Genomic DNA, 26086 nt, shown 5'->3' with positions numbered 1-26086 from the left:
ATTAAATAGTTAGAGGGATTGTGAATGATTAAGACGGACGTAATAAAGCCACTTGGCAAGCTTTTGGAGCAAAGAGCGGTTCAATATGGGTCAAAAGTAGCCTATTGGGACAGCTATAAAGAGGCTAGCTACTTTGAATTAAACCGTCAAAGTGGAAATATTTCCAAAAAGCTTCGAAGTCAGGGATTCTTAAGCGCTGATAAGGTCGCCATCTATCTACCCAATTCAGTGAATTGGGTATTAAGTTGCTTTGGCGTAGTTCGCTCCGGCTTAGTGGCTGTTCCAATATCTCATGATGCGGCCCCTGGAGAGGTCAGTTACAGAATTACCGATTCTGGGGCTAAGGCAATCATCACAACTAAAGATCGTTTAGCTCTGCTTGGCGGACTCAAAGATGAGATAGGTACAAGTCTTCAAATTATCATTGTTGACGAAGATCGGGCATTAGGATGCGAAAATTTTTCTGAATACTGTGCAGATTCTCCTCAATTAGTCGAGGAGGAGATTCAAACTAGCATTGATGAAGTCGCCTTTATTGTTTATACCTCTGGAACAACTGGTAAAGCTAAAGGTGTTCAGCTAACGTTGCGCTCAATGCTTTGGGTGGTAGCAGCGTGCTGGATCCCAATTGCTGAGATAAATGACAAAGATGTTGTTCTATCGCCGTTACCCTTGTTCCACTCTTATGCTCTGAATTTTTCAGTGCTCTCTATTATTGCCGCCGGTGCTAGTGAATTTATTGTTGAGAAATACTCATCTAGTCAAGTATTAACTTTGTTGAAAACAGGAAACTTTACGGTCCTTCCTGGCGTGCCAACAATGTTCCATTACATTCTTGAGTCTGCAAAAGCAGATTCTGCAGTTAAATTAAATGGTATGCGTTTGTGTATCTCGGCGGGCGCAATATTGCCAGCAGATCTTAATAGAGGGTTCGAAGAGTTTTTTGCCATCAAGTTGTTAGACGGATATGGCATTACCGAAACCTCAACAATGGTCACAATGAATTCTCCTGTTTGGGGCAGAACCCTTGGTTCTTGTGGATTGCCAGTAGTTGGTGTGGCAGTTCGAATCGTTGATCCTACTACCGGTGCTGACTTGGGTCCGGGACAGGAGGGCGAACTTATCGTTCGCGGCCCAAATGTAATGGTTGGTTATCACAATAAGCCAACCGAGACTGCAGCAGCATTAAAGAATGGCTGGTATCACACTGGTGATTTGGCAAAAGCAGACGCTAATGGTTATCTCACTATTACAGGTCGCTTAAAAGAGCTCATTATTCGAGGCGGTCAAAATATTGCGCCCGGAGAAATTGAAGAGGCAGTCCTGCGTCACCCAGCAATTCTAGATTGTGCTGCAGTTGGAATTGAGCATAAACATCTCGGAGAAATTCCAGTTGTTTTTATAGTTCTCAGGGATGGTAAGTCAATAGGAGCTGAAGAGCTAATTGATTTTACAAAAGGCCATCTCTCCTCATACAAAGTTCCTGCGCAAATTCATGTGGTGAAAGAGATACCAAGAACGGGCTCCGGAAAAGTAATGCGCTTTAAATTAAAAGAAGCAATCTAGAAATTTAGCAAGGGGCAAACATGCAATTTGACTTTCACTCAACACGTTCAATTCTTGTCGAAAGAGGCGGAGCTAGAAATCTTGCTAAAAGAATTGCTGAGAGGGGCGGAAAATCAGCCTTCATTGTTACCGATCCAGGAGTTTTATCTGCTGGCTTACTAGAAAAGGCTTTGCCCCAATTTAAAGAAATTAGCTTGCCAGTACAAATATTTTCGGATGTACAGGCTGATCCACCGGTATCGGTTATTGATTCTGCTGTAAAAGCTGCCCAAGATTCCAAGGCGGATTACATCATTGGCTTTGGTGGTGGCAGTTCAATGGATGTGGCCAAATTAGTTGCCCTATTAGCTTCAGGTAAAGAAAAATTATCAGAAGTATATGGCGTCGGTATGGCCAAAGGTCCACGCTTGCCTTTGATCTTGGTTCCCACAACGGCGGGTACTGGCTCTGAGGTAACAACTATTTCTATTGTTACTGTTAGCGAGAGTGAGAAGAAGGGTGTGGTTTCCCCTCAATTACTTCCAGACGTTGCCTTGCTTGATGCCGAACTAACTTTAGGACTTCCGGCTCATGTTACAGCTGCAACTGGAATTGATGCGATGGTTCATGCTATTGAAGCCTTTACAACAAAGCGATTAAAAAATCCTGTTTCTGATTGCTTGGCCAAGGAGGCTTTACGTTTATTGGCTAGCAATCTTCATCAGGCTGTTAAAGCTGGTGGCGATATTGATGCACGCGAAAACATGTTGTTAGGCGCCTGTCTCGCCGGAATGGCTTTTACTAATGCACCAGTAGCAGGTGTGCATGCATTGGCTTACCCAATAGGTGCAAGATTCCACGTTCCACATGGCCTTTCAAACTCACTTATGCTTGGACCTGTCATGCGCTTTAATTTGGAGGCTGCACATAGCATGTATGCTGAGCTGGGGCAAATTATCAAACCTGGTTTGCAAGGTTCAACCGTAGAGCAGGCTACTCAACTAGCCAACTATCTTGGGGGCCTTGCAGGTGCACTAGGTTTGCCACAAAGATTGGTTGAGGTAGGCATCACTGCGGAAGATGTAGATCAATTGGCTACAGATGCGATGCTTCAAACGAGGTTATTGCAAAATAGCCCCCGTGAAATTACTTTGAATGATGCTGCACAACTATATAGAGAGGCTTTATGAGCGATAAAAAACCTTCCCCACCAGTACGTTCTGACTTTGTGGCGTTTGAAGATGTTCATTCAAGATGGATGGATAACGATGCTTATGGGCATATCAATAATGTCGTGTACTACTCTTTTTTTGATACAGCAGTAAATCGCTATCTTATTCAGAGAAATGTTTTGGATGTGGTTAAAAGTGAAACCATCGGATTGGTGATTGAAACTCAATGTAAGTATTTTTCACCAATTGCATATCCAGACATGATTCATGTTGGACTGAAAGTGGCACATTTAGGAAATAGTAGCGTGAAATATGAAGTAGCAATTTTCAAAAATGAAGATGATATTGCTTCTGCGATGGGTCATTTCGTACACGTTTATGTTGATCGAAAGAGTAATAAGCCAACGCCACTTCCACAAAACGTTCGCGACGTATTGCAACAACTTGTAAAGCCAAATTAATTAATAAATCCTCACCCGGAGAATTCAGATGGATATGGTAGGCGAAGCGCGATTAGAGGCATCACGAAGTGTTGTTTGGGATGCCTTGAATGATCCGGAGATTTTAAAAAAGAGCATACCTGGCTGCGAAGAATTACAAAAGCTATCTGACACTTCCTATACCGCTGTAGTGGTTTCTAAAGTCGGGCCAATTAAGGCTCGTTTTTTGGGAAATGTAAGCCTGTCCGACATTAAGGCGCCAGCAAGCTATACATTGGTTGGAGAGGGTCAAGGCGGCATGGCAGGATTTGCTAAAGCAGAGATTAGGGTTGAGCTTGAAGAGCTTGACCAATCTTTGACTTTACTTCGCTATACAGTAAAGGCAAATGTAGGTGGGAAATTGGCTCAACTTGGATCAAGGTTAATTGATGCAACAGCGCGGAAAAATGCAGATGATTTTTTTGAGAATTTTGGTAGAGCTGTTGGCGGTTTAGATGCAAAGCCAGCAGCAGGCCTTGATTTCTCTCAATATCAACAGGAGTCTTTAGGTGCTGCGCCGGCCCTGCCAGCAAGAGCAGCAAGTTTAGTAGTCGGTAGTGGGGATGCAAAATTAGGTTATGGCATAGGTCCGACTGCATTTATGTTTGGATCTAATGATCCAGATGTGATGGATGTGTGGGTTGATGACAAGATCAAAATATGGATTTCTGATCATATTGCAGTGGTTACTTTGAATAGACCTAAAACAAAAAATGCCATGTCTTTGGGTATGTGGAAAGCTATTCCTGGAATTTTAGGCGCGCTAGAAAGAGACCCAAATGTCAGAACAGTAATTCTGACGGGTGCTGGTGAGGACTTTAGCGCTGGTGCTGATATAACTGAGTTTGGAAAAGTGCGCTCTACAGATAAGCAGGTTTGGGATTATGAGGTGGCTGTTGATGCATGCTGCGATGCTATTGCAAATATTAATAAACCAACTATTGCAGTAATTCGTGGCTTTTGTTTGGGTGGTGGCGCTCACTTAGCTATGTCATGTGATTTCCGATACGCAGCTAGCACTTCAAAATTTGGCATTCCGGCAGCTCGTCTATCAATTATCTATGGTGTAAAAGGCACTCAAAAACTACTCAATCTAGTTGGGTTAGTGCAAGCTAAGAAAATTTTGTTTGGCTCGCAACGTTTTGGTGCTCCTGAAGCCCTAAAGTTAGGCTTTATTGATCATATGACTGGAGCAATTGAGTCTGAGGCTAAGCCAACTTTACTCGAGAGTTTGTTTGGTAAAAAGAAATCAGTGGATCAAAAATTGTCAGATGATCCAATGGTGACTGCTCGAGGATTTGCAAAGCTGCTTGCTTCTAATGCTCCATTAAGTATCTCCGGGGCCAAATATTTGCTCAATGGTATTGCTATGGGCCGTGGCGCTTTAGACAGTGATTTAGCTGAGGAGTTAATTGCTGCTGCAGGTAAAAGCAATGATTACCATGAGGGCCGAAAAGCCTTTGCAGAAAAACGCGAACCACAGTTTCAGGGAAATTAATGAAACCAGTTCCGTTTAACTATCTTTGCGCGTACTCTTTAGAGGAGGCGTTACAACATTTACGCCACTCAGATGATGCCAAAGTCATAGCTGGCGGCCAAAGCTTGATGCCCATGCTGAATTTTCGGGTGGTTCAGCCATCGTTATTAATTGATATTGGGAAGTTAGTTGAACTTGATTTTATTCGAGAAGAGGGTGATCAAATTACGATTGGATCTCTTACTCGTCATAGCGCGGTGGCAAGTTCCAATCTTGTTAAAAAAGATTTACCCGTAATGCATGAAGCCTTAAAACATGTAGCTCATCTTGCAATTCGTAATCGTGGAACGATTGGCGGCAGCTTATCTCATGCTGATCCTGCGGCCGAATATCCCATGTTATGTCTTTTGCTCGATGCAAAAATATATTGTGAATCTATAGATCAAAAGCGCACTATTCAGGCTGATAAATTTTTTGCAGGATCATTGTCTACTGTTTTGGCTGAAGATGAAATATTGACGCAAATTCAGTTTTCAAAATTGAAGGCTCACACTGGTTGGGCTTTTGAAGAATTTGCACAACGTGATGGCGATTTTGCCCTGGCAGCAGTTGGTGTATTGGTAGATAAAGACGCGGATAGCCGAATTCAAAATGTCAAGATAAGCATGATGGGCGTTGGCGAGACTGCTTTAAGGCTTGATTCTATCGAGTCGCGCCTTAATGGCCAGACTTATTCTGATGGATTATTAGAAACGGTTCGAGAAAGTTTAGGTGATTTTCTTATGCCTAATACAGATTTACATGCATCTTCTGAGTACCGTCTGCATTTAGCTGGACAGTTATTCAAGAGAAATTTTAAATCCGCATGGAATAAGGCGACTATAGAGAAATAATATGGGTGAAATTGAAAAAATCTCTTTATGGGTCATTGTGAATGGTGTAGTGCACGAAGATCTGGTTGATCCAAGGCTATTGCTATCTGATTATTTACGTATCAATTTAGGATTAACTGGCACTCATGTGGGCTGTGAGCATGGTGTATGTGGCTCATGTACTATTTTAGTGGATGGTGCCAGCTCAAGATCGTGTTTAATGCTTGCGGTTCAGGCTAACGGCTTAGAAATTTGCACTGTTGAAAGCTTAGGCTCTCCTGATAATCTCAATCCATTGCAAAAAGCGTTTAATGAGAATCACGGTCTTCAGTGCGGATTTTGTACACCTGGAATGCTGATGACTTCCACTGAGATGCTGCAAAAGTACCCTTTAAAAACTGACGAAGAAATCCGAGAGCTATTGTCCGGAAATCTTTGTCGCTGTACGGGGTATCAAGGGATTGTTGATGCCGTTCGGGAATGTGCTCGTAAACGTGATGCTGGTGTTATCAGCATTGAGGATATCTCACCTAGAACGGAGCGGTCATTATGAAAATGCACGCGTTATCAGGCGGTCGCTTAAAAATGCGTAAGAGTGTGTATTTGCCTGCTGCTGAAAAAACTGAAACTATTGAGTTACCAGTAACCTGTTATCTCATTCGTCACGAGCAGGGCAATATCTTATTTGACACTGGGTGCCATCCTTCAGTAGCTAAAAATGCTGAAGATCGTTGGGGTTCTATGGCAAAAGTAATGGTCCCAATAAATTCGCCACAAGATAATTTAATAACACAGCTGGACTCTGTAGGCCTCAAACCAGATGATATTGATGTTGTTATAAATTCACATTTCCACTCAGATCATTGTGGGTGTAATGAATTTTTTAAGCGCGCTACTATTTTTTGTCATTTGTTTGAATTAGAAGCTGCACAAGCTGAAGATGGCTTACAAAAAGGTTACATCCCTAAAGATTGGAAGCATGCAAACGAAATTAAAACTATCACCGGTCAATATGATCTGCTTGGTAATGGCAAAGTTGTGTTACTTCCCTTGCCAGGTCACACACCTGGAATGATAGGCGCCATGGTGAATTTAGATAAAGATGGCTCCTTTTTATTGGCCTCAGATGCTGTCCCAATGCAGGCAAATTTAGATTTGGAACTTAATCCTAAAAATACATGGAATCCAGACCTATCTTTGGCATCCATGGTTGAGGTTAGGCGCATTCAATCGGGCGGTGCAAAGATTTTATTTGGACATGACGATGCCCAGTGGCAATCCATGCGTAAGGGACCAGCTTTTTATGAGTAAGGTTTTTTCGTCCTTAGTGCATGAGCGAGGATATGAGCCTGTGAAAAGTGGCTCAGGGGAACGTCTGGTTGGTCAGCCTGTTCGTCGCACTGAAGATGCGCGCTTACTTTGTGGCATGGGTAGATATGTTGACGATATTGAGCTTGGCGATATTTTGCATATGAGTGTTTATCGTAGTGATAAGCCTTATGCAAAAGTACTATCAATCAATACTGAGGAAGCTAAAGCACTTCCTGGCGTCTACGGTGTCTATACCTGGCAGGATATTGCCGATCAGGTTAAACCTGCAGTTGCTTTTTCTAGGATGGCCGACTACCAGTCAACAGTAATTTATCCATTGGCTAATGGCGTAGTTCGTTATGTAGGTGAGCCTATTGCGGTGATTTTGGCGTCTAGTCGATATATTGCAGAAGATGCACTCAATTTATTAGAGGTAACTTTGGAGCCTTTGACTATTGAGTTTGATCCAATTAAGGCCAGTCAACCTAATGCTCCTTTATTACATGAAGATTTAACTAGCAATATATTAGTTAAGAGATCTTTTGTTAAAGGTGAAGTTGATCGGGCATTTGAGAGCCCTCACGCATTAATTGAGGCGGAGTTCCGTTTTCATCGAAAAACTTCTGTAGCAATGGAAAACCGGGTTTACCTTGCGGACTATGAAAAAAGTAGGGGCGCTATTAAGCTTTACACATCAAGTCAGGTACCAGGAATTATTCGCGATGCTTTGGCTGAACTATTGAATATGTCTGGTAGCCAATTAAGCGTTACTTCACCAGACGTCGGTGGTGGTTTCGGAGGCAAAACATCCCTCTATCCCGAAGAAATGATTGTTTGCGCTTTGGCAAAAAAGGTCCAAAAATCTATCAAGTGGACAGGGGATCGCCTTGAGGATTTAATTTCCACAAGTCAGGCATTTGATGAGCGTATTAAGGCGCGATTAGCTGTTGATGCCTCGGGAAATATCTTGGGATTAGCTGCTGAGGTGATTAGCGATATTGGTGCCTACTCTATCTATCCCTGGACAGCAGGTATAGAGCCAGTTCAGATTATTAGTTTTATGCCGGGACCTTATCGTGTGCCCGCATATCATGGCAGTGTGATTGCAGTGACTACACCAAAGGCGCCAACAGGTCCATATCGTGGTGTTGGCAGACCTACATCCACTTTTGTGATGGAGCGTTTGATGAATATGGCTGCAAAAAAGCTGGGTATGGATCCAGTCGAACTGCGGTTAAAAAATATGGTTCGCCCCGAAGAGTTTCCATACAAAACCCCGAGTGGCATTGTTTGGGATAAGTCAGCATTTACCGAAGGATTGGTAGCAGCTGGTGAAGCATTTTCTTATAACGAAAGACGAGAGTATCAATCTAAAGCTCGAGCTGAAGGTAGATGGGTCGGTATTGGTGTTGCCTCTTACGCAGAACTCTCTGGAATTGGTTCGAAAATTTCAGCATCACCTGGAATGCCGATCAATACTGGCACAGATACGTGCATCATTTCTTTAGATTCAACTGGCGCAATCACTGCTGCATTTGGATGTGCTGCACATGGTCAAGGTCATGAAACTACATTAGCTCAAGTGGTGGCGGATGAATTAGGTGCCAAGATTCAGGATATTCGCGTTATTACGGGCGATAGTTCAGCAGTTCCACATGGAACTGGTAGTTATGCTAGCAGAACAGCAGTGCTTAGTAGCGGTGCAGGCATATTAGCTGCGCAGGAGTTGAAGAGTCGGATGGCCTCTATGGCCGCATACTTATTTAATACTAGTGTTGAGGATTTGCGCTTTATGAATAGCTCGATCGAGCAATTAAGCGCATCAAATAGTATTGATTTTTCTAAATTGGCTAAAACCGTGTACTCGGAGATGGGCAGAATTCCTGCTGATCATAGATTGGAATTAACTGTTACCAAAACATATGACCCAATTTTTGGTACCACGAGTAGCGCTACTCATATGGTTGAGGTTGAGGTAGATCCAATTACATTTAAAGTGGATATCAAGAGGTATGTCATTGCGGAAGACTGCGGGCAAATGATTAATCCATTGATCGTTGATGGACAAATTCGAGGTGCGGTTGCACAGGGAATCGGAGCGGCATTGCTAGAAGAGGTTGTGTATGACGAAGTTGGGCAAGTACTTACAGCTAGCTTGGTAGATTATGCAATTCCTACCGCCCTTGAAATACCTGATGTCAAGATAGTTCACATGGATATTAAAGCTCCTAATACGCTTGGAGGTTTCAGAGGTGTGGGAGAGGGCGGCACTATTGGTGCTCCAGCTGCAATTGCGAATGCAGTTACTGACGCGTTATCTAGTTTTGGGTGTGAGGTGAATGAGCTTCCCGTGACTCCAGAGCGTATTTTTCAGCTAATTAATAAAAATTAATTCTTAAAAAAGACTATAAGGAAAAAATATGAAGACAGATCTTACGGGAGGAGTTGCTCTTATTACTGGTGGCGCGCGTGATGTGGGTCGTGAAATTTCGCTTGCCTTAGCAGCTGATGGTGCAGCAGTAGTAGTTAATTACAACGGATCAAAAGAGCGCGCCGAAGCTGTAGTTAAAGAAATTCAAGATCTTGGCGGCAGGGCAATGGCTATTGGTTGCGACATCTCTAATATAGATTCAGTTAAGGCGATGGTTGCTAAAACTGTAGAAGAGTTTGGAGGATTAAATATCCTCGTAAATAATGCAGGGTTAGTTTTTAGAAAGCGGTTTATTGATTCCACCCCGGAAGAGTGGCGCCAGCAAACTGATGTTTGTTTTTATGGAACCCTCAATTGCTGCCATGCTGCTTTGCCTTATCTTGAAAAAGGTAACGGTAGAATTATTTCAATCGTCGGGGATTCATCACGTGTCGGTGAATCGGGATTGGCTTTGGCTGCAGCAACTCGCGCAGGTAACGTGGCTTTAATGAAATCTTTGGCGCGTGAAACACGTTCCGGCATGACTGCTAATGCGATTGCATTAGGCTTAATTGAAACAGCTCATGATCCTGCATTTATAGAGGCTAATCGTGAAAAACTCACTAAGTTTTACCCATTAAGAAGACTTGGCACTCCTGCAGACGTTGCTCCTATGGTTGTACTTTTGGCTTCTGACGCGGGTAGTTGGATTACCGGTCAAATTATCAGCATTAGCGGTGGATTTAGCATGACCTAATTCCCCAACAGGAAACAAATCTTCTTTGAAATATATTAATCGAGCAAATACAACATGAGTAACTTGCCTTTCAAGTTTGAAAAAGCCTACATTGATGGCCAATGGGTTGATGCTGATAGTAAAGAGACTATCAAGGTAACTAATCCCGCTACTGGTGATCTAATTGGTACAGTCCCCAAAATGGGAGTAGTTGAAACACGAAGAGCAATTGAGTGTGCCAATAAAGCATTGCCAGCATGGCGAGATAAAACAGCAAAAGAGCGGGCTAAGATTCTACGTAATTGGTTTGATCTTATTATGAAAAACCAGGAATCCCTTGCACAACTAATGACTGCTGAACAAGGCAAGCCTTTGGTTGAGAGTCGGGGTGAAATTGCTTATGCGGCCTCGTTTATTGAGTGGTTTGGTGAAGAGGCTAAGCGTGTGTATGGTGAAACCATTCCGCCGCACGGTGCCGATAAACGTTTAGTCGTTATTAAGCAGCCTATTGGTGTATGTGCGGCGATTACGCCTTGGAATTTTCCTGCTGCAATGATTACTCGTAAGGTGGGCCCTGCCTTAGCAGCTGGGTGCACCATCGTATTAAAGCCTGCAAGCCAGACTCCATTTAGTGCTCTAGCTCTTTGTCAGTTGGCCGAGGAGGCGGGTGTTCCTGCTGGTGTGTTCTCCTGTGTCACTGGATCTGCCGCTGAAATCGGGGGTGAACTTTCTTCTAACCCAATAGTCAAGAAGTTGAGCTTTACTGGGTCTACTGAAATTGGCAAGTTGCTGATGGTTCAGTGCGCTACTACAGTTAAAAAGACTTCGATGGAGTTGGGTGGCAATGCGCCATTTATTGTCTTTGATGACGCTGATTTGGATGAAGCTGTTAAGGGTGCAATCATTTCAAAATATCGGAATGCGGGTCAAACTTGCGTATGTGCTAACAGGATCATGGCGCAAGATATTATCTATGATGCATTTGTTGAAAAACTAGCTAAAGCTGTAAGTACTTTAAAAGTGGGAAATGGTGCCGAAGATGGGACCATTATTGGTCCACTAATTGATGACAAAGCCTTGGCCAAAGTAGAAGAGCATGTTAATGATGCAATAAATAAAGGTGGAAAGCTTGTTATAGGTGGTAAGCGCCATGCATTGGGTAAGTCTTTCTTTGAACCAACTGTTGTATCAGGTGCCACCAAAGATATGCTGGCCTTTAGAGAGGAAACTTTTGGCCCACTTGCTCCAGTATTCAAGTTTTCTTCTGAAGCAGAGGCTATTGAGATGGCAAACGATACAGAGTTTGGATTGGCTGCATATTTCTATGGTCAAAACATCAGTCGAATTTGGCGTGTTGCAGAGGCCCTTGAGTACGGAATGGTTGGTATTAACGAAGGCTTAATTTCTACTGAAGTTGCTCCTTTTGGTGGAGTAAAGGAAAGTGGATTAGGCCGCGAAGGATCTAAGCATGGAATAGAGGACTACTTAGAAATTAAATATCTTTGTATGGGCGGAATTAAGGCGGCAGCTTAATATGCCCTTTTATGAAATAGACGGTATTAAGCCAGTCGTACATCCTAGTGCCTTTGTGCATCCAGAGGCAGTTGTTATTGGCGATGTATTAATTGGCCCTAACTGTTATATCGCACCATTTGCTGCTCTTAGGGGTGATTTTGGGCGCATTATTCTAGAGGCTGGAGTCAATATTCAAGATTCCTGCGTTCTGCATGGATTTCCAGAGACTGATACTTTGGTTGAGGAAGATGGTCATATTGGACATGCTGCTGTTTTACATGGCTGTATTGTGCGTAAAAATGCATTAATTGGAATGAATGCAGTCATTATGGATAACGCGGAAATTGGGGAATCATCAATTGTGGCTGCGTGCGCATTTGTTAAGGCTGGAATGGTTGTGCCCGCAAAAATGCTGGTAGGGGGAATGCCGGCAAAAGTTATGCGTGAGTTAAGTGATGCAGAGATGGCTTGGAAAATAGAGGGTACGGATATGTACAAGGAACTTACTAGACGTAGCCTAAATAGCCTTAAGATCTGCACTCCACTATCTAAGGTGGAGTCTGATAGAAAGACTTTTAACTTACCTAGCAATAAACCATTAATTACATTCAAAAAGCAAAATTGAAAATGAAATCTAAATCCGTATCTGATGCGATCAAATCTAGAATGTCCGTAAGAGCATTTACAAAAGATCCGGTTGAAAGGGATATAGTTATGAGTATCCTCAATCTATCTGCTCGCGCTCCATCTGGAACGAATACTCAGCCTTGGAAAGTTTATGCGCTAGAGGGAGATATATTGCAGGATTTATGTACAAAGGTATGTGCTGCCTATGACAATATAGCCATTAATCCTGATTTAGCTCTGGAGTATCAATCGGAGTATGACTATTACCCAAGTAAATGGTTTAGCCCATACATAGACAGGCGTCGTGAGAATGGATGGGGTCTGTATGGACTACTAGGAATAACCAAGGGCGACAAAGAGAAGATGCATGCCCAGCATCGTAAGAATTTTGAGGCATTTGGTGCGCCGGTATGCCTGTTTTTTACTATAGATAAAGAGCTAGGAAGAGGTTCAATGCTCGACTACGGAATGTTTTTGGAAAATATTATGATCGCAGCAAGAGGCGAAGGGCTCGCTACTTGCCCACAAGCTGCTTGGAATGACTACGCCAAAATTATCTTGCCGCTAATTGGGGCAAATAAGAATGAAATGCTGGTATGCGGTATGGCATTGGGTTATGCGGATCAACATGAATTAGTAAATACATTTCATACTCCTCGCGTTAGTGCAGATGAATTTACAACTTGGCTTAAATAGTTTTATTGCTGTCTCCTGATTTTAGCCACCTTCGGGTGGCTTTTTTTTGAGTGTTACTTTAAGTAACGCATATTACCCAAAAAGTACTTTGGAGCAACGAAGTGCGAAACGGTTGCTCCAAAAATCCTTTGGTTTTGAAAACCAAAGAGTGACCTCGCACTTCTCTTAAATCCACAAATTTGCTTACACATTTGCTTGCACACCGACACTGACCACCCGCAGACCCCCTGTTTATATGGCTCTATCTTGGGCTTCTGCTCTCATAATCCTTTGGTCCCAGGTTCAAGTCCTGGTGGGCCCACCAGAAAAGCAAACCCTCATCAGTAATGGTGGGGGTTTTGTTTTTTTTGGGGTTACATTACGTAACGCTAACCTGACTTTATTAACGTGCCTATTCTCCACCGAGAAATAGGCGCTGTAGTCTCTTTAAGCCCTAGGGACTTTGTTTGGATGCCTGATTCGCTTGTAAATCAAAGCTACTGCTTACAACAGTGACCATACTGACTTTCTTTTTGCTAAAGAGAGCTTAGTTTGATATGCTGTAATGAAGGCGTACCCACATTGGGGCCGTCATAAAGTATCGCTAATGCTGACTTGATCAGTGGTCACAGATTGATTCGATAAGGATGTCAATATGATTCAAAAAAATTTTGCGGCCGCGCTTGCGACTATCTTTGCAATGAGCCCAATAGTCGGAAATGCCTGTACAAGTTTTTTATTAAAAGGCAATGACGGTGGCTATGTATATGGTCGTACGATGGAATTTGGTTTGCCGCTGAAGTCTCAACTTACAGTCATTCCACGCAACTACAAGGCATTAGGTATCGGCGTTGATAGTAAGCCCGGATCTGGTTTGAATTGGACCACTAAATATGCAGCGGCGGGTATGAATGGTCTTGGTTTGCCAGTATTGGTTGATGGCATGAATGAAAAAGGTTTAGTTGGAGGCTTGCTAAATGCGCCCAATACCGCCGAATATCAAAAGGTAAGCTCTGCAGACTCGGCAAATAGCATCGCCTCTGTGCAAATATTAATGTATGCATTAACTAATTTTGCAACTGTCGATGAAGTGAAGGTGGGTTTTGGGAAAATTAAAGTGAATCGTTCAATTATCCCGGCATTCCATAATCAATCAGCTCCAGTGCGTATGACATTGCATGATGCTAAGGGAAAAAGTATTGTGATTGAATACCTAAAGAGTGAATTGGTCATTACCGACAATCCCACCACTGTCATGACAAATGATCCGGCTTTCAGAGAGCAATTGAATAATATTGGTAACTACGCTAATTTAACTCCTGTTGAGAAAAATCCTATGGTAATTAATGGTGCGACCTATAGCCCACCTAGTTCTGGTAGTGGTTTACATGGCCTACCTGGCGATTACTTGAGTCCTAGCCGTTTTATCCGCGCACTATTCTTATCAAAGTCTGCACCCACGAATCTCAATACCGAACAGCAAGCGCATACAGCTTGGCATATTTTAGGAAGTTTTGATATTCCACCTGGAGCGATCAGCTTGCCGGCAACCAATTCCTATGGTGGCGGTGCTGGTGGTGTTGAGATTACAGAGTGGACCGTTGTGGCGGATAACAAGAATATGAAGTACTACGTCAAGATGTTTGAGACTACAAACGTTCAGGCTTTTGACATGAGAAAAGTAGATGTGAATGCGAAAGAAGTTAAATTCTATGATTTGAATAAGCCTCAATCTTATATTTTGATTAATTAAAATTCATGAATGATAGTTTTGTGAATTAGAACAAAGGCTTAGGAGGAAACTCCTAAGTCGTTTTTCTTTCTGCGCCACTTAGTGTGTATGTAATCTACAGATACCTTCCACTGCAACCCTAATCCGTATATGGTTCTACTATTAGAGTAGTGAGCTTCTTGTGGATTGCAATGACTGGTATTGGCAAATCATTTGGAAGTTTGATAGATGCGTCATTGACGTATCGTTCACTGTATTACGACATGAAGGCTGGCGGTATTTTACAAAAGAATATGATGCATGGCCCACAAACTGCTGTTGCTTTTAAATTCTGAACTTGAAAGATTGGCCCTATGAAATTATTCAAACGTATTCTTGTAATTAGTGTAACTGCTGCATTGTCAAGCTTGGTATCTGCTCAAGGTAGCGCTTCTGATGGTGGTACGGATAAGGTTGATATTGCTAAAAAACTAGCCAACCCGATTGCCGATATGATTTCAGTGCCACTGCAATACGAATTTAGTCGAGGCGTTGGTAAAACCCAAGGTGGCTCTCAGCAAACCCTACTTTTTCAACCAGTGATGCCATTTAATTTGGGTGGTGGAGACACTTTTATTGTTAGGCCTATTGTTGCTGGAGTAAGGGAGGTGAGTGTTCAGGCTGCTAATGGGCAATCATTTTCGGGTTATGGGATTGCCAGTGTCACGATTGAATCTTTTTATGCGCCCAATACAAATTCATCTTGGATTTGGGGTATTGGCCCCTATGCCGTATCACCATCCGGCAATAGCGGCAAATTTGGTTCGCAACAAACTGGTGCTGGAGTGACGGGGGTTGTTCTCAATCGTCAGGGTCCATGGACATATGGATTGCTTGGTTATCAATCATGGAATATGGGTGGTAATCCAGCCTTTGGGACACAAAACAACTTATATGGTCAGCCCTTTATTGCCTTCACCACTAAGAATGCATTTACCTATACAGTCAATATGGAAGCTCAATATAACTACGATACGCATCGAACTTCCAATCCACTCTATGCTGGTGTGTCTAGATTAATGGTATTTGATGGTGTCCCATTGCAATTAGGTGCTGGCCCGATGTATTACGTTAGCAATACCCCTGGGGGTCCATCAGGCTGGGGGGCTCGAGCCACTGCAACTCTAGTGATTTTGAAATAATTTAATTCAAATTAGCAATGGTGGGGATTTTGTCTTTTGAGTCGTGCTTCATAAAACAATGACGACTAAGCATCCTGGCAAATTACGGATGAATCTCCCGCTCTAACGAATGGTGAAAATCAATCAGTTTTCTAATGTCTTCTACGTTTCTTCCATTTATAAGGCTCGCCATTGGGGAATTTACCGCTAGTGATACCGTCTACTCCAAACTTACCTGCAATTTCTAGGTCATTAAATTTAATCGTTACAAATTCCCCTAGTTGCTTAGCCCACTCCATAGCTTCATCAAGCGTCTTAAATTCGTACGTTTTTGCCTTATGTTCTATGGTTATCACTTTGAGTCCGGCTTTGTTTAAGGGATTGAATTATTAAACAGTCTCTAGCTTAGCCCGCTTTAGGAAATTTAAGCAATAGCCTCTTCTTTTGCACCCTGAATAGTAGCGACATGGGTTATTTCGCCATACAAAACACTACATGCTGATAAATACGCGCTGTATCTACTTAAAATCTTTCTGGTTTTCTTTTGGTAACTACCTTCATAATTCCTTGGCTCTAGGTTTAAGTCTTTGTGTAGTCCGTTAGCAATGAAAATACCAACCTTCGGGTTGGTATTTTTTGTATTGTGTTAAGTTTAATTACTTACATAAATCAGCTTAGTATTACTGTAGGTTAAATCAATATACGAATGGTATTTATGTCATCAGATGCATTATTTCCTGGATTTCAGGCACGTGTTTTTGAGGTAAATGGGATTCAAATTACCGGTCATGTGGGTGGGTCTGGTTCACCACTATTGCTGTTGCATGGACATCCCCAAACCCATGCCATTTGGCATAAGGTTGCGCCTGAGCTCATGAAGAATCACACATTAGTAATGACTGACCTACGAGGCTATGGGGACTCTTCTAAGCCACAGGGTGCAAGTGACCACAGCAATTATTCAAAGAGAGTGATGGCACAGGATCAGGTGGAAGTAATGCAGCAGCTTGGATTTAATCGTTTTGATGTGCTGGCGCATGATCGTGGTGCGCGAGTCGCACATCGTTTGGCGATGGATCATGCCGCCTCAGTCAGAAGCTTGATCATGCTCGATATTGCGCCTACTCTCTCTATGTATGAAAAAACCAATGATGCATTTGCGAAAGCCTACTGGCACTGGTTCTTTCTAATACAGCCCTCGCCCTTACCAGAGCGACTGATTGATGCGGATCCTGCAGCCTACATTCGGGATTTAATGGGAAGGCGTCATGCCGGATTAAAACCCTTTGACCCTAGAGCTTTAGCTGAATACATGCGTTGTATTGCCTTACCTGGAGCAGCACATGGGATGTGCGAGGATTACCGCGCTGCAGCTGGAATTGATTTGATTCATGATCGTGAAGATATTGCAGCTGGTAAGAAGTTGGAGATGCCAACGATGGTGCTATGGGGCGCAGACGGAGTGGTTGATAAATGCTTTAAGCCCCTAGAGGAGTGGCAGGCGATTTGTCGAAGTGTGATTGGCGGGACCTTACCTTGCGGACACTATCTTCCAGAGGAAGCTCCAGAGATTTTGCTGGAAAAAGTGACGACATTTTTAAATCGGGATAGTTGATGAGCGCTAAAACCCTATATCAAAAATTAGTGGATTCTCATACGGTAGTGAAGTTGGATGAGGAGAATGTGCTGCTCTTCTGCGATTTGCACTTGATGAATGAATACACCAGTCCACAAGCGTTTTCAGGTCTGGATGAAAAAGGTCGTGGAGTACTTATTCCGGGGCAAAACATCTCCGTGGTTAGTCACATCATTCCTACTCATAATGAAATGCCCAGAATGATTGCTGATCCAGCCTCTTCATTGCAAGCCCTTAATCTGAAGAAAAATTGTGTGAAGCACCATATCCCCTTATTTGATACCAATCATCCATTGCAAGGTATTGAGCATGTCGTATCCCCTGAGCATGGCATGGTACGTCCGGGTATGGTGATCATTTGTGGCGATAGCCACACTACTACCTACGGAGCCCTAGGAGCCCTAGGTTTCGGTATTGGCACATCCGAAGTTGAGCACGTGTTGGCTACGCAAACTTTAGTCTACCGCTTAGCTAAAAATATGCACATCAAGATCAATGGCATATTGCCAGTAGGTACCACCTCTAAAGACATGATATTGAACATCATTAGTCAGATTGGTGCAAAGGGTGCAATTGGCTACGTAGTGGAGTTTAGTGGATCTGCGTTAAAAGATTTGAGTACTGAGGCGCGCTTTACTTTATGCAATATGGCAGTGGAGTCAGGTGCTCGTGGAGCTTTAATTGCACCAGATCAAATAGCCATTGATTACGTATTTGCAAGATGTCCTGATATCACTGGTGAGATCAAAGAGCGTGCATTAGCGCATTGGGCAAGCTTATATTCAGATAAAGATGCTCGGTTTGAAAAAGAATATGAATTCGATGCAACTGATATGGCACCCTTTGTAACCTGGGGAACCAGTCCAGATCAAGCGATTGCCATTAATGACTCTATTCCTCAAAAGGATTCTATTAAGGATCCGCTAGATAAGCTGAGTCTTGAACAAGCGTTGAGATATACCAAGTTATCTGATGGTCAAACTTTAGAAGGCACACCAATTGACCACGTCTTTATCGGTTCTTGCACTAATGGCCGCATTGAAGATTTGCGGAACGTACTTGCCGCAATCGGTGATCGCAAAGTAGCAGCTGGTGTTCGAGCCATGGTTGTGCCTGGCTCTGGCGCCGTTAAAGCCCAAGCTGAAAAAGAGGGAATTGCCGACAAGCTGATTGCTGCTGGTTTTGAATGGCGTAAGCCTGGTTGTTCTATGTGTCTTGCCATGAACGATGATGTTCTGACTTCTGGCATACGCTGTGCTTCCACAACTAATCGCAACTTTGAAGGTCGTCAAGGTAGAGGTGCCATTACCCATTTGATGAGTCCTGCTATGGCTGCCGCTGCTGCAGTGATGGGCAAGATTACAGATGTACGTAAATTACAAGGAGCTAGCAATGCATAAGCTTTCTAAAATTAATGGACATGCCGCCGCATTGCGTATTACCAATTTTGATACTGACCAAGTCATGCCAAAGCAGTTTTTGCGCGGCATCGATAAGTCTGGCTTAGCGCAGGGCTTATTTTATGACCTGCGCTTTGATGATCATGGAGAGCTAAAGCCTGACTTCTTTTTGAATCAAGTTACTTATGCAGGAACTAATGTGTTGATTACGGGCCCAAACTATGGATGTGGCTCTAGTCGTGAACACGCTGTTTGGGGAATGCAGCAGTTTGGATTTAAGGCAGTCATTGCTTCAAGCTTTGCAGAGATTTTCTACTCCAATGCAATGGGCAACGGCTTATTGTTGGTTGTGCTGCCTGAAGATCAAGTACAAGCCTTAATGAAAGAGGCTGATGATCAGGGTGCACCAATAAGCCTAGATATTGATATTGAGAGCCTCACGGTTCGCACTCTGCATCATGAGTTCACATTCACCATGTCAGCAAGACATCGCCGCATGTTCTTGGAAGGTTTGGATGTGATTGGCCTTACCTTAAAGTACAAGGCAGAAATCGATGCTTTTGCCCAAAAGCACTGGAATAAGCAACCTTGGGTAAAGGATGTTGCCAGAAAAACTATGGATAGGTTAAATTGAGTTTATTAAGCAGTCATTTAAATTGCTTGCTATGTTTTGTATCTTCTTCAATATCTGAATGTAATAAATGAATATCAACTCTGACTACAGCAAGAGAGTCGTGATGAATCATCATGATTTGCCTTGGGTTCCTAGCCCTGAAGCGGGTATTGAGAGACGTATGTTGGATCGTATTGGCGATGAAACTGCCAAAGCAACCTCGATCGTTCGTTATTTGCCTCATTCTCAATTTCCAACTCACACTCATGAATTTGGTGAAGAGATATTCGTCCTTGACGGGGTATTGAGCGATGAAAACGGTGATTATCCAACTGGCACTTACATCATGAATCCCCCCGGATCTTCTCATGCACCCCATAGTAAAACTGGCTGTACTCTTTTTGTGAAACTACGACATCTTGGAGTTGAGCAGGTGGAGCGAGAGCTCGTTGATACAAAATCAGCTTCTTGGCATCAAGGCATGGTCCCTGGTCTCCATGTAATGCCCCTCATGCGGCAGGGTAATGGATCCACTTTGGTTCGATGGGCTCCCCAAACCTATTTCAATCCACACAAGCACTATGGCGGTGAAGAAATCTTTGTAGTGGATGGTGTGTTTGAGGATGAGCATGGACGCTATCCCGCTGGCTCATGGATCAGAAGCCCTCATCTGAGTTTGCATCAGCCTTTTAGTAAAGAGGGATGCACTATATTTGTTAAGACTGGGCATTTATTAGATTGATTGTATTTACGGGATTTTTATGAAAAATGTATTTAAGGTATCTTTATCAGCCCTATTTTTTATTGGCTTGACTCCCTTGTGCGTTCAAGCAGCTCCACCACTTCCACCTTTTTATGAAGCAGTCACAAAAATGAGCCCCGTAGGAAAATTAGGGCAAATCGTAAAGCAAGAGAAAATTAAAACATCAGTGAAGGGCGCACAAGCATGGAGAATTGCTTACATTTCATCTGATGTAGCTGAGCGCAAGACTATTACTACGGGAGTCATTATTGCTCCTCTGGGAGCTGCCCCAAAAGAAGGAAGACCTATTTTGGCCTGGGCGCACGGCACCACGGGATCGGCTCAAAATTGTGGCCCCTCCCAAATAATTGATCCGACAGCACCTTTGAATGAATATTTTTTGGCGGATGGCAACTCTTGGACCGACTACGGTATCCCGAATGTTGAGCAATTCATTAAGGAGGGGTATGTGATTGTTGCCACCGATTATCAGGGGCTGGGTGGTGGTGGTAAACATCAATATGCGATTGCGGGGACCAATGGCAGGGATGTTATTAATTCTGTAAGAGCAGCAAGCTCGATGAAAGGGCCTGGTGCTGGCAAGAAGGCGATTGCTTATGGCTGGTCACAGGGTGGCGGAGCAATTCTGGCAGCTGCAAGTTTGCTTGACTACCAATCCCTTCAAGGCACTGCAGCAGACAATCTTCAATATCTTGGGTTTGTTGGCTTGGCGCCAGATGATCAAGCAGCTATGCTCCGCAACCCGCCGACTGATGAGCTTGGCGCGAATAAGTTGATCAATGAATTTACTCAAGCCAATGTCCCGAATATATTTTTATTCGCTCACTATGTGATGGGTCTTTGGGGTGCTCAAGCCGCATACCCACATCTCAAGCTAACAGACATCCTGACTAATGAGGGTGCAGAGTTCGTGGATAAATTGGCTAGCAATAAGTGTGTACATGTGATGGCCGATTCATTCAATTATGCCTATGGAGAAAAGTACAAGTCTTTATTGAAGCCTCAGGCTAGCAACTCCTTGGCCTGGGTAAAAGCATTAATTGATGGTAGTGTGAAACCAGTTAAGCCTGTTGTACCAGTTGTTATTTACTGGGGCACTAAAGACACTGCAGTTCCCCCAATTGAGCATGAGTTATATCAAAAGCAGATGTGCGCTATGGGTGCAAACATACAGAGAGTCCAGTTGCCAGGAGAGCAAACCCACTTTAGTACTCCCGGCGTCTCAGCTCCTATGTATCTGGCTTGGATTAAAGATCGTATTGCTGGAAAGCAATTGGCCAATGGATGTCCAGTTAATTAGATCGACATTCACTTCCAAGGCGCTAAACTCTAAAATAGAAACTCATCTTAACGGCCTACTTTTTACTTATTATGAAAAATATCTCATCATTGATTGTTTTGCTTACTGCAAGCTTCGTATCGGCAGGATTAACTCATGCAGCAGAAGATGTCAGCCCCATTCCTACAGTTTCTGAAGCCTGGCGCTTTGAAGTAACACCATACATTTGGGCTCCTGGTATTAGAGGCACTCTTGGCCTTGATAGTGGATTTGCGAAGTCGGCTAGCTTCAATTCAAGTGATGTTGTGAGTAATCTCAAATCTGGAGCCATGATTTCTGCAGAAGCGCACAAGGGTAATTGGGGCGTCATGGGTGATCTAGTTTCTGCCACTTTGCAAAAATCGGGCGCGATTCCAAATACGGGTAATACCATCGGAGATAAAATTACTCTGCAGCAGACGATATTGACTGGCCTTGCAAGCTATACAGTGGCTAATTCTAAAGAGGTCTATATGGATGCCTTGCTTGGTGTAAGAGCAATCTATGCGACAGCCACATTGAATGTGAGTGGGGTAGGTACCGCATCTAAAACTACTTCAACAGTCGATCCTATTGTTGGCGCTAAAGGGCGTTACCGAATTGCCGATTCGACTTGGTACGTTCCGTTCTATGGCGATATTGGTAGCGGGGGCGGCACTACAAACTTAACTTGGCAAGCGATGGCTGGAGTAGGTAAAACTTTCGGTAAGTTGATTGATGCGTCGCTGACCTATCGTGCCTTGTACTATGACATGAAAGAGGGTGGTGTTTTGCAAAAAACCACTATGCTTGGTCCTCAGGTTGCTGTGACATTCAAATTTTAATTTTCTGAAAAGACAGCCCATGTGTCCCTATAGTCGATTCTTGCTAATAGGGGCAAAAAGTTTGACTTGTATCAACTAGACTCCACATATTAGGTTCAGAATATGAGAATCGTTTGCTTATTCTCAATAAAGTGAGTTCCTATGAAGCTTGAATTTGTTGGTCCTGTATCTGTTTTAACGAATGGTGACGTTTCATATCCAGCAATCCTCGATGGCAAGCCTTTTAAATGTAGCTTTAGTTATGAGGCCCTGCAAGACTTGGATCCTGAGGGTATTGAAAAAAATGTATTGCAATTGTTTAAAGCGCACCAATTAAAGCTACTCTCGATAGCCGAGCAAAAGATTTTGAATGGCCATGCTGTAGATGGTGCTGTACACCTATTTAGCCATGATCTCATTTTGGATTAATTATTTTTATTAATTTTGTACCCCGTTGTAATCATTAGAAAGAAGATATATGTCATTTAATCACTCAGTAATTTGGATTGACCATCAAGAAGCGCATGTTATTTATTTCAATCCCACTGCAAGTGAGAGCGAAGTCATCAAGACCAGATCTACCCATAAAAATGTCCATCACAAAAGTGGCTCTGTTAGTGGTGCGCGTGCTGAACCAGATCAGCATTATTTACATGAAGTTATTCAGGCGGTCATGGAATCTAAAGAGATTTTGATTGTGGGGCCAGGCTCTGCAAAATTGGATTTGATGAAGCATGCCACTAAGCATGATCATGGCATTGCTGAAAAGGTAGTTGGTATTGAGACTGTTGATCATCCAAGTGATGGTCAACTATTGGCATATGCCAAAAAGTACTTTGCCAAAGTCGATGCCTTGAAAGGCGATACCATCATTACTGGTTGATTATTTATCCCCCTAACAATGGGGGATAATTTAACGATGTTGCTCATCACTGCCTTCATCATTAATGGATCTCTAGCACTTATTACGATCCTATTGCACTATGAAGCTCTTTTTCAGCTGGATAAACTGCTGCCTAGAATATCCCACATTGCACCTCGTTTTCGGGTGTTAGTTGGAGTTGGCGCTATTTTCATGGCCCATGTTGTGGAGATCTGGCTCTTTGCTTTAGGCTACTTTTTTACCTTGCAGTTCCCTGTCATGGGGGGTCTCGTTGGTGAGCTTTCGGGCCATGGCATTTTGTTGGATTGCGCCTATCTCTCATTTGTTACCTTCACAACTTTAGGTTACGGAGAGATTGTGGCGCAGGGCTACCTTCGCTATTTGACTGGAGTGGAGGCGCTGACTGGTTTTATCTTGATTACTTGGTCTGCTTCATTTCTGTTCATTGAAATGCAGAAGTACTGGACTACTTATAAATCGAATCAGTACTGAGTAATACAAATCACAGCAAACGCATTGTAGGGTAAGTCAGCCGTATTGCTTTTCAAACTGAAGTGCGGTTAGGATGGTCTGAAAATGAATATCTACAGTTGACTGAATTTCTCTGCCATATCCACCAGCCATTGAGAAGGCAATTGGAATCTGGCGATCTAAGCCATACTGAAAAACGGCTTCATCTCGCTGGCGCATTCCTTCTTGAGTCAGGCTGAGCTTGCCTAAGCGATCCCCTTCGTGGGGATCGGCTCCCGCTAAGAAAATAATGCAGTTGGGCTTAAAGCTCATATCTAATATTTCTAGGCTTTGATGAAGCGTCGCTAAATAGGTCGCATCTCCCGTTTTGTCTGGTAAACCCACATCAAGATCGCTACGCTCTTTTGTAAAAGGGAAATTGTTCTCCCCATGTATCGATAAGGTAAATATGGAAGAGTCATTTTCTAAAATAGCAGCAGTGCCATTACCCTGATGAACGTCCAGATCAATGATGGCAATCTTCAAGTGTGGACTAATTTCCTTTTGGAGTGCTCTAGCGGCAATAGCGGAATCATTAAAAACGCAAAAGCCACCTCCTTTATCACGATAAGCGTGATGCGTACCGCCAGCGAGATTAGCTGCTAAGCCCTCATTCAGTGCCACCTTCGCAGCAGCAAGGGTGGCACCAGCAGAGCGACGTGAGCGCTCCACCATGAGCTCGCTCCAAGGAAAGCCAATTTCTTGCTGCTCCTTAGGGCTCAAATTGCCCGAGAGGATTTTGATGAGATAACTAGGATCATGCGCATACAGAATTTGAGTATCAGATACGGCGGGAGCCTCAACTAGCTCTAAGCCTACTAGCTGACTTACTAAATCACGTAGCCGGCTGTACTTTTCCATCGGAAAGCGGTGTCCCGGCGGAAGTGGTAAAACATAGTGGTCAGTATAAAAGGCTTTCAATGCGATTTGGTCTTTTCTTGGTTCTTGAATGTGTTGAATAGTCTATTCGTTTTTGAATAGGTAAGTATGGCTCGAGCTGAAAAATTGGGTTTTAAGGGAAACAAATCATTTTTGCCTAGTAAGACTTGTCTGGTCTGCGGTAAAGAAATGACTTGGCGTAAGTCCTGGGCTAAAAATTGGGATGAAGTGAAGTACTGCTCTGATGCTTGCCGCTCTAAAAAATCAACTATAAATACCGCAGCTAGCACTAGTGGAAACAATCAGTGACAGTCATCATCTATTGGTTTCGAAATGATTTACGTTTGGCAGATAATCCTGCCTTTGTAGAAGCATGTTTAAAGGCTGACCAGCTCGTGCCGGTTTATGTGCACGATTCAAAAGAGCAAGAGAGCGTTTACGGCTTTGAGCGACAAGGACCCTATCGGCAGACTTTTTTAAGGGCATCCTTGGATGATTTAAAGGCTCAGCTTCAAGTTCAAGGGTCAGACCTGTTGGAGCTATCCGGTAAGTCGGCGGAAGTTTTACTGCAGCTAGTCAAAGATACTGCTGCAATCGCAATCTATTGTGAGCAAATTGAAGCCCCTGAAGAAATTGAGCAAGTCCAAATTTTGCAGGAACAAGGTGTTGATGTTGAAGAGTTCTGGCAATCAAGTATGTTGGATCCACAAGACTTTCCATTCGTCTTGGAAAAAATGCCCGATGTATTTACGGCATTTCGTCGTGAGGTAGAACGGGCGCAACTCAAGTTTGCTCAGCCCATCGATGCGCCTAAGCAGATTCCGATGTTGCCGGCAGTCTTACCTCGGAGCTCAACATTGTCCTGTAACCCTCAATCTGAGTCTCACCTTCACCCTTTCTTTTTGGGAGGCGCTACTGCTGCACAAGCACACCTCAGTCAATATCTAAAGCGACGCCTTCCTGATAGCTATAAGGAGACCCGCAATCAACTCATTGGCAGAGATTACTCTAGTAAGTTTTCAGCATGGTTGGCTTTAGGTTGTATTTCAGCGCGGAATATCGCAGCGCAAATCAACGAGTATGAAAATCGCTATGGCGCCAATGATGGTACTTATTGGCTTTGGTTTGAGTTGCTTTGGCGTGACTACTTCCGCTTTATTCATTTCAAGTATGGTCAGAAGTTGTATCGTGCCAGTGGCTTAACTGGTGTACCCGTAAAACCTTCTTATGCGCCTAGCTTTGAACAATGGCGTTCAGGCACTACGGGCACTGCTTTAGTTGATACAGGCATGCGTGAGTTGCATCAGAGTGGTTATCTATCCAACCGTATGCGTCAGATTGTGGCTAGTTATTGGATATACGATATGAAAGGTGATTGGCGCGCAGGTGCAGCGTGGTTTGAATCTCAGCTAATTGACTATGACGTTTATAGCAATCAAGGTAATTGGCTTTACATTGCTGGACGCGGAACGGATCCCAGGGGTGGTAGACCTTTTAATGTGGCCAAGCAAACTCAAGACCACGATCCAAAAGAAATCTATCGCAAACTTTGGCTCTCACCTCAATAGAG

At 43.3% G+C, this 26086-nt stretch carries 27 protein-coding genes; 25 read left to right on the top strand and 2 right to left on the bottom strand.

Annotation, left to right across the window (positions count from 1 at the left end):
- The first annotated feature begins 24 nt into the window (after positions 1-24).
- The 14 genes from CL55_RS08475 (at position 25) to CL55_RS08410 (ending at position 15732) form a co-directional block, all read left to right on the top strand.
- Positions 25-1566: a class I adenylate-forming enzyme family protein gene (locus CL55_RS08475; protein ID WP_046330696.1), complete on the top strand. Its 1542-nt coding sequence runs from the start codon at positions 25-27 to the stop codon at positions 1564-1566.
- A gap of 20 nt (positions 1567-1586) precedes the next feature.
- Positions 1587-2735, top strand: a complete 1149-nt coding sequence (locus tag CL55_RS08470) for an iron-containing alcohol dehydrogenase (protein WP_046330695.1) — start codon at positions 1587-1589, stop codon at positions 2733-2735.
- A complete protein-coding gene (locus tag CL55_RS08465; protein ID WP_046330694.1) occupies positions 2732-3178 on the top strand; it encodes an acyl-CoA thioesterase in 447 nt (148 codons plus the stop codon). Before CL55_RS08470 ends, CL55_RS08465 begins: the two co-directional genes overlap by 4 nt.
- A gap of 28 nt (positions 3179-3206) precedes the next feature.
- Positions 3207-4694: an enoyl-CoA hydratase-related protein gene (locus CL55_RS10735; protein WP_205621269.1), complete on the top strand. Its 1488-nt coding sequence runs from the start codon at positions 3207-3209 to the stop codon at positions 4692-4694.
- Positions 4694-5566, top strand: coding sequence for an FAD binding domain-containing protein (locus CL55_RS08455; RefSeq protein WP_046330693.1), 873 nt, complete (start codon positions 4694-4696; stop codon positions 5564-5566). Before CL55_RS10735 ends, CL55_RS08455 begins: the two co-directional genes overlap by 1 nt.
- Before the next feature lies 1 nt (position 5567).
- Positions 5568-6098, top strand: a complete 531-nt coding sequence (locus CL55_RS08450) for a (2Fe-2S)-binding protein (protein ID WP_046330692.1) — start codon at positions 5568-5570, stop codon at positions 6096-6098.
- Positions 6095-6856, top strand: coding sequence for an N-acyl homoserine lactonase family protein (locus tag CL55_RS08445; protein ID WP_046330691.1), 762 nt, complete (start codon positions 6095-6097; stop codon positions 6854-6856). Before CL55_RS08450 ends, CL55_RS08445 begins: the two co-directional genes overlap by 4 nt.
- Complete coding sequence (locus tag CL55_RS08440) at positions 6849-9248, top strand: xanthine dehydrogenase family protein molybdopterin-binding subunit (protein WP_082091920.1); 2400 nt, start codon at positions 6849-6851, stop codon at positions 9246-9248. The genes CL55_RS08445 and CL55_RS08440 overlap by 8 nt, the downstream gene beginning before the upstream one ends.
- A 28-nt stretch (positions 9249-9276) precedes the next feature.
- On the top strand, positions 9277-10023 hold the full coding sequence (locus CL55_RS08435) for an SDR family NAD(P)-dependent oxidoreductase (RefSeq protein ID WP_046330690.1): 747 nt from the start codon (positions 9277-9279) through the stop codon (positions 10021-10023).
- Between the two features lie 54 nt (positions 10024-10077).
- A complete protein-coding gene (gene gabD, locus CL55_RS08430) occupies positions 10078-11535 on the top strand; it encodes an NADP-dependent succinate-semialdehyde dehydrogenase (protein WP_046330689.1) in 1458 nt (485 codons plus the stop codon).
- A gap of 1 nt (position 11536) precedes the next feature.
- Positions 11537-12142 (top strand): phenylacetic acid degradation protein PaaY, encoded by a 606-nt coding sequence (locus tag CL55_RS08425; RefSeq protein WP_046330688.1) that lies wholly within the window; start codon positions 11537-11539, stop codon positions 12140-12142.
- 2 nt (positions 12143-12144) lie between these two features.
- Entirely contained in the window at positions 12145-12840 is a 696-nt protein-coding gene (locus CL55_RS08420) for a nitroreductase (RefSeq protein ID WP_046330687.1), read from the top strand.
- Positions 12841-13474: 634 nt separating this feature from the next.
- Positions 13475-14572, top strand: coding sequence for a linear amide C-N hydrolase (locus CL55_RS08415; protein ID WP_046330686.1), 1098 nt, complete (start codon positions 13475-13477; stop codon positions 14570-14572).
- Positions 14573-14904: 332 nt separating this feature from the next.
- Entirely contained in the window at positions 14905-15732 is an 828-nt protein-coding gene (locus CL55_RS08410) for a hypothetical protein (protein WP_046330685.1), read from the top strand.
- 131 nt (positions 15733-15863) lie between these two features.
- On the opposite strand, the gene CL55_RS08405 is transcribed toward CL55_RS08410, so the two are convergent.
- Entirely contained in the window at positions 15864-16067 is a 204-nt protein-coding gene (locus tag CL55_RS08405) for a hypothetical protein (protein WP_046330684.1), read from the bottom strand.
- A 359-nt stretch (positions 16068-16426) separates the two neighbouring features.
- Between CL55_RS08405 and CL55_RS08400 the strand changes: the two genes are divergently transcribed.
- The 9 genes from CL55_RS08400 (at position 16427) to CL55_RS08360 (ending at position 23619) form a co-directional block, all read left to right on the top strand.
- On the top strand, positions 16427-17326 hold the full coding sequence (locus CL55_RS08400) for an alpha/beta fold hydrolase (protein ID WP_046330683.1): 900 nt from the start codon (positions 16427-16429) through the stop codon (positions 17324-17326).
- Entirely contained in the window at positions 17326-18747 is a 1422-nt protein-coding gene (gene leuC / locus CL55_RS08395) for a 3-isopropylmalate dehydratase large subunit (protein ID WP_046330682.1), read from the top strand. Before CL55_RS08400 ends, leuC begins: the two co-directional genes overlap by 1 nt.
- Positions 18740-19381 (top strand): 3-isopropylmalate dehydratase small subunit, encoded by a 642-nt coding sequence (leuD, locus tag CL55_RS08390; protein WP_046330681.1) that lies wholly within the window; start codon positions 18740-18742, stop codon positions 19379-19381. Before leuC ends, leuD begins: the two co-directional genes overlap by 8 nt.
- Before the next feature lie 67 nt (positions 19382-19448).
- Positions 19449-20102 (top strand): cupin domain-containing protein, encoded by a 654-nt coding sequence (locus tag CL55_RS08385; protein WP_046330680.1) that lies wholly within the window; start codon positions 19449-19451, stop codon positions 20100-20102.
- A gap of 19 nt (positions 20103-20121) precedes the next feature.
- Entirely contained in the window at positions 20122-21423 is a 1302-nt protein-coding gene (locus tag CL55_RS08380; protein ID WP_046330679.1) for a lipase family protein, read from the top strand.
- A 71-nt stretch (positions 21424-21494) separates the two neighbouring features.
- The gene (locus tag CL55_RS08375) at positions 21495-22265 is read left to right on the top strand and encodes a hypothetical protein (RefSeq protein ID WP_046330678.1); all 771 of its coding nucleotides are present in this window, start codon (positions 21495-21497) and stop codon (positions 22263-22265) included.
- A 141-nt stretch (positions 22266-22406) separates the two neighbouring features.
- Positions 22407-22673 (top strand): DUF1488 family protein, encoded by a 267-nt coding sequence (locus CL55_RS08370; protein WP_046330677.1) that lies wholly within the window; start codon positions 22407-22409, stop codon positions 22671-22673.
- A 49-nt stretch (positions 22674-22722) separates the two neighbouring features.
- Positions 22723-23127, top strand: a complete 405-nt coding sequence (locus CL55_RS08365; RefSeq protein ID WP_046330676.1) for a translational machinery protein — start codon at positions 22723-22725, stop codon at positions 23125-23127.
- A gap of 36 nt (positions 23128-23163) precedes the next feature.
- Positions 23164-23619, top strand: a complete 456-nt coding sequence (locus tag CL55_RS08360; protein WP_046330675.1) for an ion channel — start codon at positions 23164-23166, stop codon at positions 23617-23619.
- A gap of 36 nt (positions 23620-23655) precedes the next feature.
- On the opposite strand, the gene CL55_RS08355 is transcribed toward CL55_RS08360, so the two are convergent.
- Positions 23656-24558 carry a histone deacetylase family protein gene (locus tag CL55_RS08355; RefSeq protein ID WP_066024300.1) on the bottom strand — a complete coding sequence of 301 codons (903 nt, stop codon included), beginning with the start codon at positions 24556-24558 and terminating at the stop codon, positions 23656-23658.
- Between the two features lie 66 nt (positions 24559-24624).
- Here CL55_RS08355 and CL55_RS08350 point away from each other — a divergent pair, with 66 nt between their 5' ends.
- On the top strand, positions 24625-24825 hold the full coding sequence (locus tag CL55_RS08350) for a DUF2256 domain-containing protein (protein WP_046330673.1): 201 nt from the start codon (positions 24625-24627) through the stop codon (positions 24823-24825).
- Positions 24822-26084, top strand: coding sequence for a DASH family cryptochrome (locus tag CL55_RS08345; RefSeq protein ID WP_046330672.1), 1263 nt, complete (start codon positions 24822-24824; stop codon positions 26082-26084). The genes CL55_RS08350 and CL55_RS08345 overlap by 4 nt, the downstream gene beginning before the upstream one ends.
- Positions 26085-26086 lie beyond the last annotated feature (2 nt).

Origin of the sequence: Polynucleobacter duraquae (genome assembly GCF_000973625.1) — a bacterium.
GTDB lineage: Bacteria > Pseudomonadota > Gammaproteobacteria > Burkholderiales > Burkholderiaceae > Polynucleobacter > Polynucleobacter duraquae.
This window is presented reverse-complemented; position numbering and strand designations above follow the sequence as displayed.

Coding starts and splice junctions, on each gene's coding strand:
- CL55_RS08475 (WP_046330696.1), top strand. CDS start 25: ATGATTAAGACGGACGTAATAAAGCCACTTGGCAAGCTTTTGGAGCAA.
- CL55_RS08470 (WP_046330695.1), top strand. CDS start 1,587: ATGCAATTTGACTTTCACTCAACACGTTCAATTCTTGTCGAAAGAGGC.
- CL55_RS08465 (WP_046330694.1), top strand. CDS start 2,732: ATGAGCGATAAAAAACCTTCCCCACCAGTACGTTCTGACTTTGTGGCG.
- CL55_RS10735 (WP_205621269.1), top strand. CDS start 3,207: ATGGATATGGTAGGCGAAGCGCGATTAGAGGCATCACGAAGTGTTGTT.
- CL55_RS08455 (WP_046330693.1), top strand. CDS start 4,694: ATGAAACCAGTTCCGTTTAACTATCTTTGCGCGTACTCTTTAGAGGAG.
- CL55_RS08450 (WP_046330692.1), top strand. CDS start 5,568: ATGGGTGAAATTGAAAAAATCTCTTTATGGGTCATTGTGAATGGTGTA.
- CL55_RS08445 (WP_046330691.1), top strand. CDS start 6,095: ATGAAAATGCACGCGTTATCAGGCGGTCGCTTAAAAATGCGTAAGAGT.
- CL55_RS08440 (WP_082091920.1), top strand. CDS start 6,849: ATGAGTAAGGTTTTTTCGTCCTTAGTGCATGAGCGAGGATATGAGCCT.
- CL55_RS08435 (WP_046330690.1), top strand. CDS start 9,277: ATGAAGACAGATCTTACGGGAGGAGTTGCTCTTATTACTGGTGGCGCG.
- gabD (WP_046330689.1), top strand. CDS start 10,078: ATGAGTAACTTGCCTTTCAAGTTTGAAAAAGCCTACATTGATGGCCAA.
- CL55_RS08425 (WP_046330688.1), top strand. CDS start 11,537: ATGCCCTTTTATGAAATAGACGGTATTAAGCCAGTCGTACATCCTAGT.
- CL55_RS08420 (WP_046330687.1), top strand. CDS start 12,145: ATGAAATCTAAATCCGTATCTGATGCGATCAAATCTAGAATGTCCGTA.
- CL55_RS08415 (WP_046330686.1), top strand. CDS start 13,475: ATGATTCAAAAAAATTTTGCGGCCGCGCTTGCGACTATCTTTGCAATG.
- CL55_RS08410 (WP_046330685.1), top strand. CDS start 14,905: ATGAAATTATTCAAACGTATTCTTGTAATTAGTGTAACTGCTGCATTG.
- CL55_RS08400 (WP_046330683.1), top strand. CDS start 16,427: ATGTCATCAGATGCATTATTTCCTGGATTTCAGGCACGTGTTTTTGAG.
- leuC (WP_046330682.1), top strand. CDS start 17,326: ATGAGCGCTAAAACCCTATATCAAAAATTAGTGGATTCTCATACGGTA.
- leuD (WP_046330681.1), top strand. CDS start 18,740: ATGCATAAGCTTTCTAAAATTAATGGACATGCCGCCGCATTGCGTATT.
- CL55_RS08385 (WP_046330680.1), top strand. CDS start 19,449: ATGAATATCAACTCTGACTACAGCAAGAGAGTCGTGATGAATCATCAT.
- CL55_RS08380 (WP_046330679.1), top strand. CDS start 20,122: ATGAAAAATGTATTTAAGGTATCTTTATCAGCCCTATTTTTTATTGGC.
- CL55_RS08375 (WP_046330678.1), top strand. CDS start 21,495: ATGAAAAATATCTCATCATTGATTGTTTTGCTTACTGCAAGCTTCGTA.
- CL55_RS08370 (WP_046330677.1), top strand. CDS start 22,407: ATGAAGCTTGAATTTGTTGGTCCTGTATCTGTTTTAACGAATGGTGAC.
- CL55_RS08365 (WP_046330676.1), top strand. CDS start 22,723: ATGTCATTTAATCACTCAGTAATTTGGATTGACCATCAAGAAGCGCAT.
- CL55_RS08360 (WP_046330675.1), top strand. CDS start 23,164: ATGTTGCTCATCACTGCCTTCATCATTAATGGATCTCTAGCACTTATT.
- CL55_RS08350 (WP_046330673.1), top strand. CDS start 24,625: ATGGCTCGAGCTGAAAAATTGGGTTTTAAGGGAAACAAATCATTTTTG.